The organism is Stenotrophomonas sp. YJH_SMC_133 (genome assembly GCF_059370655.1).
Genome location: NZ_JCAFTW010000012.1, coordinates 63,801 through 80,270 on the forward strand (window position 1 = coordinate 63,801; position 16,470 = coordinate 80,270).

13 protein-coding genes are annotated in these 16,470 nt (G+C 66.4%); 3 read left to right on the forward strand and 10 right to left on the reverse strand.

The window, feature by feature from the left end:
* Window position 1: 1 nt before the first annotated feature.
* The 4 genes from AC5P78_RS17155 to AC5P78_RS17170 all read right to left on the reverse strand — a co-directional run bounded on the left by AC5P78_RS17155 (window position 2) and on the right by AC5P78_RS17170 (window position 5,597).
* The gene (locus AC5P78_RS17155; protein ID WP_099497829.1) at window positions 2-3,175 is read right to left on the reverse strand and encodes an efflux RND transporter permease subunit; all 3,174 of its coding nucleotides are present in this window, start codon (window positions 3,173-3,175) and stop codon (window positions 2-4) included.
* Between the two features lie 112 nt (window positions 3,176-3,287).
* Entirely contained in the window at window positions 3,288-4,511 is a 1,224-nt protein-coding gene (locus tag AC5P78_RS17160) for an efflux RND transporter periplasmic adaptor subunit (protein ID WP_005409110.1), read from the reverse strand.
* 91 nt (window positions 4,512-4,602) lie between these two features.
* Window positions 4,603-5,373, reverse strand: coding sequence for an SDR family NAD(P)-dependent oxidoreductase (locus AC5P78_RS17165; RefSeq protein ID WP_005409109.1), 771 nt, complete (start codon window positions 5,371-5,373; stop codon window positions 4,603-4,605).
* On the reverse strand, window positions 5,370-5,597 hold the full coding sequence (locus AC5P78_RS17170; protein WP_005409108.1) for a hypothetical protein: 228 nt from the start codon (window positions 5,595-5,597) through the stop codon (window positions 5,370-5,372). The genes AC5P78_RS17165 and AC5P78_RS17170 overlap by 4 nt, the downstream gene beginning before the upstream one ends.
* A 147-nt stretch (window positions 5,598-5,744) precedes the next feature.
* On the opposite strand from AC5P78_RS17170, the gene AC5P78_RS17175 reads away from it, so the two are divergent.
* Window positions 5,745-6,776: a LysR family transcriptional regulator gene (locus tag AC5P78_RS17175; protein WP_005409107.1), complete on the forward strand. Its 1,032-nt coding sequence runs from the start codon at window positions 5,745-5,747 to the stop codon at window positions 6,774-6,776.
* Between the two features lie 179 nt (window positions 6,777-6,955).
* On the opposite strand, the gene AC5P78_RS17180 is transcribed toward AC5P78_RS17175, so the two are convergent.
* Window positions 6,956-7,651, reverse strand: coding sequence for a YiaD family glycine zipper/OmpA-like lipoprotein (locus tag AC5P78_RS17180; RefSeq protein ID WP_005409106.1), 696 nt, complete (start codon window positions 7,649-7,651; stop codon window positions 6,956-6,958).
* Window positions 7,652-7,790: 139 nt separating this feature from the next.
* Entirely contained in the window at window positions 7,791-9,206 is a 1,416-nt protein-coding gene (locus AC5P78_RS17185; RefSeq protein WP_044569857.1) for a cryptochrome/photolyase family protein, read from the reverse strand.
* A gap of 109 nt (window positions 9,207-9,315) precedes the next feature.
* Between AC5P78_RS17185 and AC5P78_RS17190 the strand changes: the two genes are divergently transcribed.
* Window positions 9,316-9,900: a hypothetical protein gene (locus AC5P78_RS17190; RefSeq protein WP_049459591.1), complete on the forward strand. Its 585-nt coding sequence runs from the start codon at window positions 9,316-9,318 to the stop codon at window positions 9,898-9,900.
* A gap of 19 nt (window positions 9,901-9,919) precedes the next feature.
* Here AC5P78_RS17190 and AC5P78_RS17195 read toward each other — a convergent pair whose 3' ends face one another.
* From AC5P78_RS17195 to AC5P78_RS17210, 4 genes are read right to left on the reverse strand one after another with little or no spacing between them, the layout of a single operon-like run.
* Window positions 9,920-10,534, reverse strand: coding sequence for an inorganic diphosphatase (locus AC5P78_RS17195; protein ID WP_012479786.1), 615 nt, complete (start codon window positions 10,532-10,534; stop codon window positions 9,920-9,922).
* A 13-nt stretch (window positions 10,535-10,547) separates the two neighbouring features.
* Entirely contained in the window at window positions 10,548-11,897 is a 1,350-nt protein-coding gene (locus tag AC5P78_RS17200; RefSeq protein WP_194434588.1) for a purple acid phosphatase family protein, read from the reverse strand.
* Window positions 11,898-11,911: 14 nt separating this feature from the next.
* On the reverse strand, window positions 11,912-12,997 hold the full coding sequence (locus AC5P78_RS17205) for a phytase (protein ID WP_032966030.1): 1,086 nt from the start codon (window positions 12,995-12,997) through the stop codon (window positions 11,912-11,914).
* A gap of 29 nt (window positions 12,998-13,026) precedes the next feature.
* The gene (locus AC5P78_RS17210) at window positions 13,027-15,561 is read right to left on the reverse strand and encodes a TonB-dependent receptor (protein ID WP_194434587.1); all 2,535 of its coding nucleotides are present in this window, start codon (window positions 15,559-15,561) and stop codon (window positions 13,027-13,029) included.
* A 216-nt stretch (window positions 15,562-15,777) separates the two neighbouring features.
* On the opposite strand from AC5P78_RS17210, the gene upp reads away from it, so the two are divergent.
* Window positions 15,778-16,410 carry a uracil phosphoribosyltransferase gene (gene upp / locus AC5P78_RS17215; RefSeq protein WP_005416149.1) on the forward strand — a complete coding sequence of 211 codons (633 nt, stop codon included), beginning with the start codon at window positions 15,778-15,780 and terminating at the stop codon, window positions 16,408-16,410.
* Window positions 16,411-16,470 lie beyond the last annotated feature (60 nt).

The window sequence follows — 16,470 nt, forward strand, 5'->3', positions numbered from 1 at the left end:
GTCAGTGGTGGTGGATGGTCGGCTCGCCGTGCTGCACCAGCTGGCCACCACCGTTGCGGGTGACGAACTTGCGCAGGGCCACGTAGAACACCGGGGTGAGGAACAGGCCGAACAGGGTCACGCCCAGCATGCCGGCGAACACGGTGATACCGGTCACCGAGCGCACTTCGGCACCTGCACCGTGCGACAGCACCAGCGGCACGGTGCCGGCGATGAACGCGATGGAGGTCATCACGATCGGGCGCAGGCGCAGGCGGCAGGCTTCCAGCGCAGCTTCAACGATTCCCTTGCCGCCCATCTCCAGTTCTCTGGCGAACTCGACGATCAGGATCGCGTTCTTGCACGCCAGGCCCATCAGCACCACCAGGCCGACCTGCACGAACACGTTGTTGTCACCGCCGGTCAGCCAGACGCCGAACAGCGCGGACAGCAGGGTCATCGGCACGATCAGGATCACCGCCAGCGGCAGCGACCAGCTCTCGTACAGCGCGGCCAGCACCAGGAAGGCCAGCATGATCGCCACCGGGAACACGATGAAGGCGGCTTTGCCCTGGGTCGCCTGCTGGTAGCTCAGGTCGGTCCATTCGGTGGTCATGCCCACCGGCAGCACCTTGCCGGCGATCTCGGTCAGCTTGGTCATCGCCTCGGCCGAGGACAGCAGGCGCGGGTCGGCTTCACCGGCCAGGTCCGCTGCCGGGTAACCATTGAAGCGCAGCACCGGGTCCGGGCCGAAGGTCTGCTTGATGGTGACCATCGAACCGATCGGCACCATCTCGCCGCGGTCGTTGCGGGTACGCAGCTTGCCGATGTCCTCGACCGTCTCGCGGAACGGACCGTCTGCCTGGGCGATCACCTGCCAGGTACGGCCGAACTGGTTGAAGTCGTTGACGTAGGCCGAACCCAGGTAGGTCTGCAGGGTGTCGAACAGTTCGGTGAGCTGCACGCCCTGTGCCTTGGCCTTGACGCGGTCGACCTCGGCATCCAGCTGCGGCACGTTGGCCTGGTAGCTGGAAATCGGGAAGGCCATGCCCGGCGTCTGCGCCACGGTGCCCTGCATCGCCTGCACCGCATTCTGCAGCGCGCCGTAGCCCAGGTTGCCGCGGTCCTCGATGAACATCTGATAGCCGTTGCCGTTGCCCAGGCCGAGGATCGGCGGCGGCATCATCGCGAAGGCGAAGCCTTCCTGCAGGCCGGCGATCTTCTGGTTGATCTCGGCATTGATCTGCGCAGCGGTACGGCCATGACGCTCGGCGAAGGGCTTGAGCGGAATGAACGCCACACCGGTATTGGGCGTATTGGTGAACTGCAGCGCGTTCAGGCCCGGGAACGAGATGGTGTGGGCCACGCCATCGGTTTCCTGGGCGATCTTGGCCACCTTGCGCAGCATTTCATCGGTACGCGCGATCGACGAACCTTCCGGCAGCTTCACGCCGGCGATCAGGTACAGCTTGTCCTGGGTCGGGATGAAGCCCGGCGGCACCAGCTTGAAGATCACGCCGGTACCGACCAGCAGGATCGCGTAGACCACGAACACCGCGCCACGACGGCCGAGGATGCGGGCCACGCCACGCTCGTACTTCTCCGAGCTGGACTTGAAGAAGCGGTTGAACGGGCGGAACACCCAGCCGAACAGGCGGTCGATCAGGCGGCTCGGGCCATCCTTCGGTGCGCCGTGGGCCTTCAGCAGGCGCGCGGCCAGGGCCGGCGACAGGGTCAGCGAGTTGATCGCCGAGATCACCGTGGAGATGGCGATGGTGACCGCGAACTGCTTGTAGAACTGGCCGGTGACACCGGACAGGAACGCCATCGGCACGAACACGGCACACAGCACCAGCGCGATCGCCACGATCGGGCCGGACACTTCGCGCATGGCCTGGTGGGCCGCGGCGGTGGGCGACAGGCCTTCCTCGATGTTGCGCTCGACGTTCTCCACCACCACGATCGCGTCGTCGACCACGATGCCGATCGCCAGCACCAGGCCGAACAGGCTCAGCGTATTGATCGAGAAGCCCAGCAGGTACAGCGCGGCGAAGGTACCCACCACCGACACCGGCACGGCGATCAACGGGATGATCGAGGCACGCCAGGTCTGCAGGAACAGGATCACCACCAGCACCACCAGCGCGATCGCTTCCAGCAGCGTGGAGACCACGGCCTTGATCGAGTCGCGCACGAAGATGGTGGTGTCATACACCGCTTCGTACTTCACGTCGGCCGGCATGGTCTTCTGCATCTCGTCCATCGTCGAGATGACCTGGTCACGGATTTCCAGCGCGTTCGCACCCGGCGACTGGAAGATGCCGATACCGACCGCGTTCTTGCCGTCCAGCTGCGAGCGCAGGGTGTAGTCACCCGCACCCAGTTCCAGGCGGGCCACGTCGGACAGGCGCACGATCTCGCCATCGGTGCCGCTCTTGAGCACGATGTCGCCGAATTCCTTTTCGGTCTTCAGCCGGCCCTGGGCATTGATCAGGGTCAGGAACTTGCTGTCCGGCAGCGGTTCGGCGCCGAGCTGGCCGGCCGACACCTGCACGTTCTGCTCGCGCATGGCGCGCACCACGTCGCTGGCGGTCAGGCCGCGCGAAGCCACCTTGTCCGGATCCAGCCAGGCGCGCATGGCGTAGTCGCCACCACCGAAGATCTGCGCATCACCAACGCCCGGAATGCGCGCCAGCGCATCCTTGACGTGCAGGCGGGCGTAGTTGCGCAGGTACAGGGTGTCGTACTTGCCTTGCGGGGAGGTCAGGTGCACCACCATCAGGAAGGTCGGCGACTGCTTCTGCGTGGTCACGCCCTGCCGGCGCACGTCCTCGGGCAGGCGCGCCTGCGCCTGTGCCACGCGGTTCTGCACCTTCACCGCCGCTGCGTCCGGGTCGGTGCCCGGGCGGAAGGTGACGGTCATCTGCAGCACGCCGTCGGAACCGGCGACCGACTTCAGGTACATCATGCCTTCGACGCCGTTGATGGCTTCTTCAAGCGGCGTGGCGACGGTCTCGGCGATGACCTTGGGGTTGGCGCCCGGATAGACCGTGCGCACGACCACCGACGGCGGCACCACTTCCGGGTACTCGCTGATCGGCAGGATTGGAATCGTGATCAGGCCTGCGGCAAAGATCACGATCGACAGCACCGCCGCGAAGATCGGCCTGTCGATGAAGAAACGGGAAAAGTCCATGGAGGAATTCCTGGGAAAGGCATTCGGCGGGCAACAGCCACCCTGCCCCTCGCCGAAATGACGAAGGCAGGGAAGGCTGCCGCTGGCGCCGGCAGCTAAGCGGGGACGCGGATCAGTGCTTCAGGGCGGCGGTGGCATCGCGGCCCGGTGCCGGCGCCGGCTGTGGCTGCATCGCCACCGCCTTGGCCTGCACCGGCATGCCCGGCATGAAGACCTTCTGCACGCCGTCGATGATCACCTTGTCGCCCGCAGCCAGGCCGTGTTCGACAATGCGCAGGCCATCAGCGGTGCGACCGAGCTGGATGTCGCGGCGCTGGGCCTTGCCATCCTTGTCGACCACGTAGACGTACTTGCGGTCCTGGTCGGTCAGCACGGCCTTGTCATCGATCAGCAGCGCCTGGAACTGGCCGCTGCCGAGCAGCTGCACGCGGGCGAACAGGCCCGGCGTGAACTGGCGGTCGGCGTTGTCCAGCAGTGCGCGGACGCGGATGGTGCCGGTGCTGCGGGCGACCTGGTTGTCGAGGAAGTCGACCTTGCCCGAGTGCGGGTAGCCCTCTTCGCCGGACAGGCCAACCTTCACCGGCAGTTCGCTGTCACGCTCGCTCGGGCGCTCGCCCTTGCGTGCCATCTGGGCGTAGCGCAGGAAGGTGCTTTCGTCGGCATCGAAGTAGACAAAGACGGTATCCAGCGAGACCAGCGTGGTCAGCACGCTGGCACTGTCGCCGGCGGTGACCAGGTTGCCGGCGGTGACCATCGCGCGACCGGCACGGCCGTCGATCGGTGCACGCACCTTGGTGAACTCCAGGTTGAGCCGGGCCGCGTCCAGCGCAGCCTGCGCGGCCTGCACGGCGGCACCGGACTGGTCGGCGGCCGCGCGACGCTGTTCGGCGGTCTCGGTGGAGATCGCCTGCTGCTCGGACAGTCGCTTGGCGCGCTCGGACTCGCTGCGGGCCAGCGTGGCCTGGGTGCGGGCGCGGGCCAGCTCGGCAGCCGCTCGATCGTACTCGGCCTGGTAGCTGCGCGCGTCGATGGTGAAGAGCACTTCGCCCTTCTTCACTTCCTGGCCTTCGACGTAGTTGACCTTGTCGATGTAGCCGGACACGCGCGGGCGCAGTTCAACGCTCTGCACCGCTTCGACGCGGCCGCTGAACTCGTCCCACTGGCTGACCTGCTTGACCAGTACCGGCGCGGCGCTGACCTGCGGCGGCGGCGGTGCACCGGCTTCTTCGGCGTGGCCGCCGCTGCAGGCCGCAAGCACGGCTGCGGCGAGGATCGACACGCCGACCATCGCAATGCGATGGCCGAAACGATGTGGGGTGGTATTGGGGGAAGTCATGGCATGCATCCGTACGGAGGGGTGGTACAGCTATACGAGAACGTGTTGCAAAAATCGGCGGCGTATCCTGCGACCTCAACCATGGTCGAGGTCAAGCGACGCCTGCGGTATCGCGCCACAAAGGGGGAACTTCCAGGTGCAGCAGGCCGCGCGGCAGTTCGGCATCGCTGCTGTCACAGCGGACGATGGCACGGTTGTCGCGGCAACCATCCAGCAGCGACACAACGCGACGACCCACCAACAGCGAGCTGGGCCACTCGATGCAGGCATTGGCCGCATTGGCCGGGGTGCACACCGGGCTGCAGACTTCCAGCATCTGCGCGCGCACGCCCAGCGCCTGCGCTTCCTGGTGCACGACCTGCGCGTACATGCGCAGCGCGGCGGTGGTGATCGAGGTCTCGCCGTAGCCCGCCCATGGTTTGGCGTTGGCCGGGCTGCCGATCATCACGTAGCGGCGCGCATGCACGTTGTCCTGCAGCAGCGGCAGCAGGTGACGCACCGCGTGCACGTGCGGCATCAGATCGGCCTGCATCGCGCCCATCAGTTCGTCACCGTTGCGGTCGACCACGCGACCGCGGCGGTACGGTCCACCCATTGCGGCGATCACCGCCGCCAACGGGCGCGGGCGCTGCGCGATGCGTTCGGCCAGCGCGCGCGCCGATCCGTCGTCGCTGAGCGACCCCAGCAGCGTCTCCAGGCCCGGCTCGTCAGCGAACTGCTCGTGCAGCGCCGCCAGCCGGCCCGGATCGCGGCCGACAACCAGTACCGGGCTGCCGGCCTCCAGCAGCGCGCCAACCACACCCTGGCCGACGGCACCGGTGCCGCCCAGGACCAGGACTTCAGGCGTCAGCATCCCATTCACGGGACATTTCCTCCCAAATCCGGGATAGTCCCGATTCGGCGCAGGCGGTCACCCTTGTGAGGGGCCAGGCGGATGGCACCGCCACGCTGCTGACGCATGGGCGCGGTAAACTCACGAAAGTCCTTGTGTACCAAGGAACTCGGACGGGCTTCGACGGTCATCGCCAGGTCCAGGGTGTTCTGGCCGGCGTTCCGGAGTCGGGCAAGAATGTTGCGCAGGCTCATGGCGGACGGGCTCCAATTAACGAATGGCGCCACGATAGACCTCAAACCTTTACTTGATTAGTCCTGATTAAGGGGAATAATCATCCCGCTCCCGGTCCAATCGTTCTGTCACGATTGTCCCATCCCCGACGTCCAGGATCCCCGACCATGTCCCACGATCTCAACGAGACGCTGATCTTCGTCAAAGTGGTCGAGCAAGGCAGCTTCATTGCCGCTGCCAAATCGCTCGGCCTGCCCAAGACCACGGTCAGCCGCAAAGTGCAGGAGCTGGAAACGCGCCTGGGCGCGCGCCTGCTGCACCGGACCACGCGCCGCCTCGGCCTGACCGAAGCCGGTTCGATCTACCACGAACATTGCCAGCGCATCGCGCGCGAACTGGAAGAGGCCGAGAGCGCGGTGAGCCAGCTGCAGTCCGGCCCGCGCGGCTGGCTGCGCTTCACCGTGCCCTATTCGATCGGCATCACCTGGATCGCCCCGCTGCTGGGCCAGTTCCATGCGCAGTACCCGGAAATCCGCCTGGACATGCACATGGGCAACGAGAAGCTGGACCTGATTGCAGGTGAAGCGGACCTTGCGCTGCGCGTGGGGGCCCTGCCCGATTCGAACCTGGTCGCGCGCAAGCTGGGCAGCCTGCGCACGCAGGTATTCGCCAGCCCGGCCTACATCGAGCGCTACGGCGAGCCGCTGCATCCGGAAGAGCTGCAGTTCCATCGCATCCTGGCGATGCGCAAGCCGTACCACACCGGAAATTCGCCGCGCTTCACCTGGCAGCTGGGCGAGAACGGCGGCGAGCTGCGTGACTTCCCGGTCACCCCGCTGATGACCGCCAACGACATGTCTGCGTTGAATGGTGCATTGGTCTGTGGCGAAGGCCTGCTGCTGACCGGCGACGTGATGGCCAAGCCGTTCGTTGAATCGGGCATGGTGCGCCGCGTGCTGGCCGGCTGGACCGGCCCGGAAGTGGACTTCAACGCCGTGTTCGCCGGCGGCCGCCTGGTCTCGCCAAAGGTGCGTGCGTTCGTCGACTTCCTGGTCGAAAAGCTCAACTTCGACGCCAATTACATGCTGGCGCAGTGTCCGGGTGCGAAGCTGGCGCAGCAGCAGAAGGAAAAGGAAGACGCCGCACTGGAAAGCAGCGGCAAGCGGATCCTGGAGAAGGTGGCCGCTTCGGCGGCGTAGCCTGCAACAAGAGCGCCTACCCATCTCCTGGTAATTGCCGACCTTGGTCGGCATGGCTTACAGAGGGATGCGCTTTCGGCGTGCCGAGCAACGCTCGGCACCCACAAAAATGCCGCCTGCAAGGGCGGCATTTTCGTTCCGGCCGATGGCCGGACCGGCTCAAGCAGTAACGCTACGCGTTATTGCTTGAGCGGAATCACCCGGATCTCGACGCGGCGGTTCTTGGCGCGGCCGGCGTCGGTGCTGTTGTCGGCAATCGGGTACGACTTGCCGGCGCCCAGCGTTTCGATGCGCACGCTCTGCACGCCCTGGCCGATCAGGTACTGCGCGACCGAGTCGGCACGTTCCTTCGACAGGCGGTTGTTGACCGCATCGCTGCCGATGCTGTCGGTGTGGCCGACCACTTCGATCATGGTCTGGTTGTAGTCACGCAGGGTGCCTGCCACGCCATTGAGCGCGCCGTAGAACTGCGGCTTCAGGGTCGACTTGCCGAAGTCGAAAGTGATGCCGTCCGGCAGGTTCAGCATGATGTTGTCGCCCTGGCGCTGCACATCGATGCCGGTGTTGGCAGTGCGCTCGCGCAGTGCGCGTTCCTGGCGATCCTGGTACTGGCCGACGGCGGCGCCGCTGAGCGCACCGATACCGGCGCCGATCAGGGCATGCTGGCGGCGCTCGGTGGCGCTGTCGCCGGTCAGCAGGCCGGCTGCCACGCCAATGGCGGTACCGATCAGGGCGTTGCGCCCGGTGCGGTTCTGCTGCTCGGTGGGGTTGCCGTACTGGTCACTCTGTACGTAGGAGCCGCCGGTGGCGCAGGCCGACAGGACGGCCGCACTCATCAGGGCCAGTGCGACGTTGCGGGTGGTGTTGCGGATCATGAGGTTCTCCTTGGTTTCCGGTCGGCCGGCGGCCTGCGGGCGCAAAGAGAATAAACAGCCCGATGCGATGCCGGAATGATGATCGGGCTCACCGACAGGGCCGCGTTCAGCTAACTGACCAGATCGCCCAGGTCGCCCTTTACCCCGCCCCCGACTGGCGGTAAGCCGCCAATGCGGCGTCGCGGCCCGCGGCCAGGTCCACCAGCGGCGTAGGCGGATAGCCCGGGGCATGTGTCGCCAGCAGCAGCGGATGCTGCCAGGGCGCAAACCGGGCCTTCACCGGCAGCGCGGCCAGTTCGGGCACCCAGCGGCTGATGTACCGTGCCTGCGGATCGAACTTCTCGGCCTGGGTCACGGGGTTGAACACACGGAAGTACGGTGCCGCATCGGCACCGGTCCCGGCCACCCACTGCCAGCCCATGGTGTTGTTGGCCAGGTCGGCATCGACCAGGGTGTCCCAGAACCAGCGTGCGCCATGCAGCCAGTGCGCGCGCAGGTGCTTGCACAGGTAACTGGCCACGATCATCCGCACCCGGTTGTGCATGTAGCCGGTGTGCCACAGCTCGCGAAGCCCGGCATCGACGATCGGCACGCCGGTGTTGCCGCGCTGCCAGGCGTGCAGCTGCGCCTCACTGGGCGTTGCCCATGGGAAGCGATCGAAACGCGGGTTGAGGTTGTCAGTGGGCGTCTTCGGGAAGTGATGCAGCAGGTGGTAGGCGAAGTCACGCCAGCCCAGCTGGCGCAGGTAGCCGTCGATGTCGGCGTCGGTGCCGGCGCTACGCAGCCCTTCCAGCGCATGGGCAATCCGCCAGGGTGCGATTTCGCCGAAATGCAGGTGCGGCGACAGCCGCGAGGTCCCGACACGGTCCGGCAGGTCACGCTGCTCGCGATACCCGCGCAGGGCACCGTCTTCAAAGACGGACAGTGCTTCCAGCGCACCGGCTTCGCCCGGCTGCCAGTGCTCCCAGAAGCCGGTATCCCAGTCCAGCGTCGGCGCCAGCTGGAGATCATCCAATGCCAGGCTGTCGACCGCGTGCGGCGCCAGTGCTTCCGGTGCGGCCTGCAGTGCCGGCAGGCGCCAATGACTGAGTACATTGCGCCAGTACGGCGTAAATACCTTGTACGGCTGGCCCTGCTGGGTGGCGATGTCCCAAGGCTCGAACAACAGGCTGCCATTGCAGCTCTGCGCGTCGATGCCCTGCTCGCGCAGCATGCGCTTGATGGTGGCGTCGCGTGGCTGGGTGGCCGGTTCGTACTTGCGGTTCCAGTACACCGCCTCGGCGCCGGTCTGCGCGATCAGCAACTGCAGGGCCGGCAGGCTGTCACCACTGCGCAGCACCAGCGAGGAACCGCGCGTGCGCAGGTCCGCATCCAGCGCGGCCAGTGAACGGTGGCGCCACGCATCGGAGGCGGCACCCGGCGCCCACTCACCTTCTTCGTGCGGCGCATGGATGTAGACCGGCACCACGTCGTGGCCGGCATCCAGCGCGGCCTGCAGGGCCGGATTGTCCTGCAGCCGCAGATCACGGCGGAACCATACCAACGCTACCGACACAGGTACTGCCTTCGTTGTGGAAGGCGCACATGATAGCCAGCGGTGGTGAAGGGGATGCGCGCAGACGCCGTCTGCCAGGCTGCACGGCCGCTACCCGTTGGACTCTGACATGGATGATCTGCACGCCTCATTCGCCCGCTTCGGGCTGCTGCATGCGCAGCACGAGCGTGACTGGCAGGGCCCGTTCCCGCTGCCCACGGCACTGGCGTCGTTCTACGCGCAGGTCGGGCCGCTGGGCGAAGAGATCAATGCCAAGGTTGGCCGCGCCGGCATCACCGTTCCCGGCCTTGATGTCTGGATACCGCCACTGCAGCGCCTGTGGAGCCAGCAGGCCGGCTATCGATGGCATGGCGTCAGCGGCGAACGGATCAACGACTGGCCATCGAACTGGCTGGTGATTGCCGATCGTGGCGCTGATCCGTTCATCCTCAACCTGGACGACGGCCGTGTGCTGTTCAGCCACCACGGTGCCGGCCTGCTGGATGCCGGCGAGATCACTGCCGATGTGCCAACCTTGATGGCGGCTCTGGCTGCTGCAGGCACGGTGTACCTCGATGCCGGCGATGACCTCTACAACGACGATGACGATGGCGGCATCCGTCCTGAACACCGGGAGGCAGCCGTACAGGCGGTGGCCCGGGTACTGGGCGACCGCCTGCAGGCCGAGTTGTTCATCGAGACGTTGCTGGACTGAATCCAGCCATGGCGTGGATCTATTTCTCGAAGCGCTTCATCGCTTCGCTGATCAGCGTCCGCGCCTCGGCAGCGTTGCCCCAACCGTTGAGCTGCACCGGGTTGCGCCCGGCCGGCAGGTCCTTGTAGACCCGGAAGAACGCTTCGATGCGCTGTCGTTCGATCTCCGGCAGATCGGCCAGGTCGCGGATGTTGGCGTAGGTCGGGTCAACCTTGTCGGTCGGCACGCCGATGATCTTCTCGTCGTGCTCGCCGCCGTCGACCATCTTCAGGTAGCCGATCGGCCGGAAGCGCACGATCACGCCCGGATGCAGGGGTTCACGGGTCAGCACCAGCGCGTCCAGCGGATCGTTGTCGCCAGCCAACGTGCGCGGCATCGAACCGTAGTTGGCCGGATAGGCGACCGGCATCGACTGGAAGCGATCCACATGCACCAGGCCGTCCTCCTTGATCTCGTACTTGGTGAAGCTGCCGGCCGGAATCTCCACCGCCAGGTTCACTTCCTGCGGCGCCTGCTTCGGCTGCGCCACCAGGAACGGGTGCAGCACGCCATCGGCGGCGGCCACCGCGGTCGCGAGCAGGAGCAGGGCCCCGCCGATGGCAGCCATGGGGACAAGACGGTGTACGGTTTTCATCTGGATCTCCTCCTCATTCCCAGCAGCGATCGGCGCGGCCCTTGGCAGTCTGCGCGCGCGGGCAGTCACGCGGCGTGATGCGGCCTTCGGTCAGCTCCGTGCGCTGCTTGCCGCCCTTGGCGTCGCGACGCAGCTCGAAGGCATCGTAGAGTCGCCCGGTCACCGTGCGGGCTTCATAGCGCAGGTGCTGCGGATCGATGTGCAACACCTGGAACAGCTGGGTGTCCTCGGCCACCGGATCCATCGTCCTACGTGCCTCGTCGGAGAGACGGTACTGCTTCGGCCCCGCCACGGTCACCACATACTGCGGCGTCGCGGCCTGTCCTTCACCACGGCGGCCATAGGTGTGATCGTGGCCCTGCAGCACCAGATCGACGTTGTGGCGACGAACCACCGGCAGCAGCACGTCACGCAATGCGCCGTTCTCGCGCCCTTCGCGCGGCGAATAGAACGGCTGGTGCAGCAGCACGAGCGTCCACGGCTGCGGATTGCCGGTCAGTACCTTGTCCAGCCACTGGGCCTGCGCCTTGGCCGTGCCAAGGTCGAGTGCCGACGTGCCATCGACCACGGCGACGCGCACGCCCTGCGCATCGAACCAGTAGCTGGTCTGCTGTGCGGCGGATGCCCCATTGCCCGGCAGCGCGAACGTCACCGGCCAGTGCCTGCCCAGCACGCGGCGTTCCTGCGGAGTGTCCTCGAACTCCTCGACATACTCGTGGTTGCCGATCGCCGGCGCGACCAGGGTTTCCTGCGCCAGCCAACCGGCGGCGGCAAACCATTCGCCCCACTCGCTGTCATCGGCACCATCGCCCCCACTGACCAGATCGCCAGCGAACAGGCTCAGGCGCGCCTCGGGTGCGGCCTTCTGCGCGGCGCGCACCACGCGGCTGACATGGCTCACGTTCTTGTTCTGGGTATCTCCAAAGTACAGCAGGGTCAGCGGCTGGTCGGGCGCAGCCAGCGTGCGCAGCTGGTTCCAGGCGCTCCAGCTGCCGTTGCCCTGCACGCGGTAGACGTACAGGGTATCGGGCCGCAGGCCGCTGACATCAGCGCGGTGGTGGTGCGACAGCCCGTTCTCGGTCTGCAGCGCGCGGGTCGTGGCGCGCACCTGGCGGATGCCCTCGATGGCCGGTGAATCACCGGCAAGGGCAATCTCCAGCAGCGGCGCCTGCACGCTGCCGTCGGTGCGCCAGGCCACGGCGAACCCATGGCCGGGATCGACTGCCGGCGAAGCGACAATGCGGTCCGGCACCGTCGTCGCTGCGTAGTGGCGGCTGCCCGGCGGCACCTGGGTGTTCGCTTCAGCCGCCGCGAAGCACAACGACGGCACCGCCAGCAGCAGGCCCAGCGCCAACGTACGCATCAGGCAACGACCGCTCACGAACCACACTCCAGCGGCAATGCCAACTGCTTGGCGATGCTCTCCCAGTCGAACGCCACCACGCCCTGGTCGTCATGCACCGCATACAACGCGCCGTGCGGGAAGCGCGCGCTGGGCTGCTGCATCATCCAGATGCCATCGGTGTTGGCCACGGTATTGCCCTGGAACGCGCCGACCGGCTTCAGGGTGTGGCGGTCGAACAGGTGGAACACGCTGCGCTGCTTGCCCTGTTCGGTGGTGATCCACCAACCATCCTTGCCGCAGGTGCGCAGGGTTACGCCTTCGGCCTGCGCCTTGAACACGTCGCGGCCGAAGGTGGTGCCGGTGAAACGCCCGGCCAGCGTGTAGACCTTGAACTCGCTGGCGTAGCCCTCGTCCTCTTCGGCGATCAGCAGGCGATCGTTCTCGGGGTCGCCCCAGATCGACTCGACCACGCGCAGGGCACCCGCCTCAGTGGTATCACCGATGCTGGCCACAAGCTTCGCTTCGACCTTCGCGCCATCGCGGGTCACCTGGTACTGGCGCACGCGCTTGTCCAGCTCGGTCAGCGGCGGCAGGATGTCACGGCCCTGTGCATCCTCGCCGTTGTCCCAGGAGTCGGTCACGTAGACGCTGTAGCCATCGGCACGGCGGTCGACCCACAGCCCGTACGGCTTGCGCAGGTCGTCCGCAGCGAAGGTCGCCAGTGGAGTGAAGTCCGGCAGGCTCAGCACCTGCACGCGGTGATTGTCGCGCTCCACGATCCACAGCAGATCGTCGGTCACCGCGATGCCGTTTGGGCGATCGAACTGCCCTGGCGCGGTGCCGCTGCTGCCTACGTCGCGCAGGTGCTGGCCGCTGCTGCCGTCGTAGACCACCAGCTTGTCGGTGGCCTTGGCAGTGGCGATCAGCCAGAGCTTTCCGTCAGGTGCACGCCAGGCGGCAGGCGAATCGATGTTGTCAGCCGGCGTCATCGGTGAAAGGAATGCCTCGGCGATGGTGGTCACCGCACGCTCGTTCGTGGCCTTCGCCCCGGGCTTGGCCACGGCCGGATCATTGCCGTTGGCCGGCGTGCAGCCGGCCACCAACGTCACGGCCAGCATGGTGGCCAGCAGGGTGATGCGAGGCCCGCTCACAGTGCCACCTTCAGGCCCAGTGCGTAGGTGCGGCCATATTCTTCCATCTGCAGGGTGCGCGAGCGCGTGCCCTGGTACAGTTCCAGCGGCTTGTCCAGCAGGTTCTGTGCCTCGAAATACATGCTCACGCGCGGAGTGAACCTGTAGTCAAGCGAGAAGTCGAGCTGGGTGTTCGGCGCTACGTAGATGTCGAAGGCACGGCCGGCACCAAGGGTATCCAGGTACTCGCTGCGGTGTACGGCTGCCACGCGGGTGCTCAGGCCGTACTTCTCATAGCCGATGTGCGCGCTGTACACGTTCTTCGAGGCGCGCGGCAGGGTGAAGTCCTCACCGGCGCGCTTGGCCAGGCCCGGGTCGAAATCAGTGTCCAGCCAGGTGCCGCTGGCACCCACCAGCAGGCCATCCCAGCCAGCCGGGAGGAACGACAGCTGCTGCTGCCAGTTGAACTCGGCGCCACGCACCTTGGCCTTGTCGCCATTGACCGAGGTCACCACCGGCAGGCCGTCGTAGATGCCGTCGGCGCCGGCCTGGCGGACCTGCACGATGTAGCCGTCGATCGACTTGTGGAACACGCCCAGCGAGAGGATGCCGCTTTCGCCGATGTACTTCTCCACCGACAGGTCGATGTTGGTCGACTCGTACGGATCCAGCTCCGGGTTGCCCAGGCGCACTTCATTGTCGTTGCGGGCCAGGCCGATGCGCGGCGAGGCATCGCCGAAGCCCGGGCGCGCCACCGTCTTGTTGGCGGCGAAGCGGAACACCCAGTCGTCGCTGGCGTCGTAACGCAGGTGCAGGCCCGGCAGTACGTTGTTGTAGCTCTTGCTGGCGGTGACCCGGGTCGCGGTGTAGGAGCGCCCGTCCTTGGCCACGTCCACGCGATTGCCTGTGGCGCTGAAGCGGGTGTTCTCCACACGCACGCCGCCGATCACGCGCAGCGCACCGATGTCCCAGGTGCCCATCGCATAGCTGGCGAACACGTCTTCGCGCGCGGTGTAGTCGCCTTCCAGAGACGTCGCGGCGTTGCCACCGACATCCTGCGGACGCGCGCTGTATTCGCCACCGTGCTGCGACCAGTAGCTGCGCATCGCCGATGAGTCCATGCCCTGCCCCATCGGGCCGTGGCGATGTTCCGGCGAGCCGGTCGTCCAGTCACTGAGCTTGATCGCCGGACCCACGCGCAGCGACGCCTCATCGACATTCACGTCACGGTCGCGCCAGCGCCCGAGCAGGCCGAACTTGTAGCTGCTGTTGTCGCCGTCGAAGCGGATATTGACCTGCGCGCTGCGCTCCTCGTCGTCCACCTTCTTCGGCTTGGCCACCACACGGTCGAACTTGTAGTTGGCGTTGTCCAGCCACTGGTCGTTGTCGAAGGTGTAGGCGGGCAGGCGACTGCGCTGGTCCAGCGTGCCATTGAAGGCCTTGCCGTTGAGCTTGAAGCGCGATTCGATCTCGTCGTCCACGCGTTCTTCGGTGCGGGTATAGCCGATCTTGTAGTCCAGTACCGCGTCGGTCAGCTTGTTCTCGCCACCCAGGCTGGCGGCGAAGGTGTTCTCTTCCTTGGTCCGGTAGCGCATGCGCTTGTCGATCGAATCCTTCGGCATGCCGGCAAGTCGATACTGGTCGGTGCCGGTGGCGATCATGTCGGCGCTGTTGAAGTTGAAGATCACGCGCTGGCGGGTTTCGGCATCGTCGAACTGGCTGTACAGCGTGCGCAGGTAGTAACGGCTGTCCTCGTTCGGGCGCCAGTCGAAATTGAGGTTGGCGCCGATGCGCTTGCGCTCGATCTCGTACTTGCGGTTCTGCAGGTTCAGCGCGGTGATTTCGCCCGGGCGGGTGGTGGTCGGATCCTTGTTCCCGCTGACATCACCGTACTCCACTTCGCTGTTGTCCGATTCGAACGTCCGCTTCTGGTAGTTCACGCCGGCGGCGATGCCGAAGGTGTCGTTGAACACTTCGCTGTAGTTGAAAGCGGCCTTCGGGCTGGTCTCGCCCGAAAGCTGCTGGTGGCTGCCTTCGATCTTGCCACGCAGGCTGCGGCCCTCGCGGTCGAACGCCGAGGCGGTCTCGACCAGGATCGCGCCGCCAATGGCGTCGCCCGGCATGTCCGGGGTCGGTGATTTGACCACGCGCAGGCGCTCGGTCGAATCGGACGGGATCACGTCCATCGGTGCGGCGCGGCTGGAGTTGTCCGGTGTGCCGATGGCGATGCCGTCGACGCTGACGCTGTTGAGGTTGGCATCCAGTCCGCGCACGACCACGTAGCGGCCCTCGCCCTGGTCGCGCGTCACGCTGATGCCCGGCAGGCGTTGCAGCGACTCGGCCACGTTCTTGTCCGGGTACTGGCCCAGCGCGTCGGACGACACCGCATCCTCGATGGCGTTGCTGCTGCGCTTGAGGTCCACCGCGCGGATCTGCGATTCAAGCTGGGCGCGCACTTCAATGCGGTCCAGGTCGACCGCATCGGCGGCCACTGCACCGGTGGCGGCAACCGCCTGCTGCCCGGCGGCCTGCAGTGGTGCAGCAGCCCCCATCGCCAGGGTCAGGGTGATGGCAACGGCCAACGGAGTCTTGATATGCACTGGGAATCCCCATTCCTGTTAAGAATGGGTCTGCACGGTATGTCCGCAAGGTTGCATGGCAATGACATGCATCTGCACATTTCATGCGGGCCGTCTCCGGCCCCGGTTTGGGGTTGGGCGCCCAATCCGGCAAAATGGCGTCCTCTCTCCTTATCCCCCTTCCCGACCATGAAGATCGTCGAAGTGCGCCACCCGCTGGTGCAGCACAAGATCGGCCTGATGCGCAACGCTGCGCTCAGCACCAAGGATTTCCGCGAACTGGCCAACGAGCTCGGCACGCTGCTGGCCTACGAGGCCACCGCCGACCTGGACACCGAGCCGCACACCCTGGCCGGCTGGGCCGGTCCGGTCACCGTGCAGCGCATCGCCGGCGCCAAGATCACCGTGGTGCCGATCCTGCGCGCCGGCCTGGGCATGCTCAGCGGCGTGCTGTCGCTGATCCCGGCGGCACGCGTCAGCGTGGTCGGCCTGCAGCGCGATGAGGAAACGCTGCAGCCGGTGCCCTACTTCGAGCGCCTGACCGGCCGCCTGGAAGAACGCGACGCGCTGATCCTGGACCCGATGCTGGCCACCGGCGGCACCCTGATCGCCACGATCGACATGCTCAAGCGTGCCGGCGCCCGCCGCATCAAGGGCATCTTCCTGGTGGCCGCGCCGGAAGGCATCGAAGCAGTCAAGGCCGTGCATCCGGACGTGGAAATCTACACCGCGGCCATCGATGCCCAGCTCAACGACAAGGGCTACATCCTGCCCGGCCTGGGCGATGCCGGTGACCGCATCTTCGGTACCCGCGTCGGCTGAGCCGCCGAACCGGGGTCGGATCCCTTTCGCAGAAAGGGCTCTGACCCCACCCCGGATGCC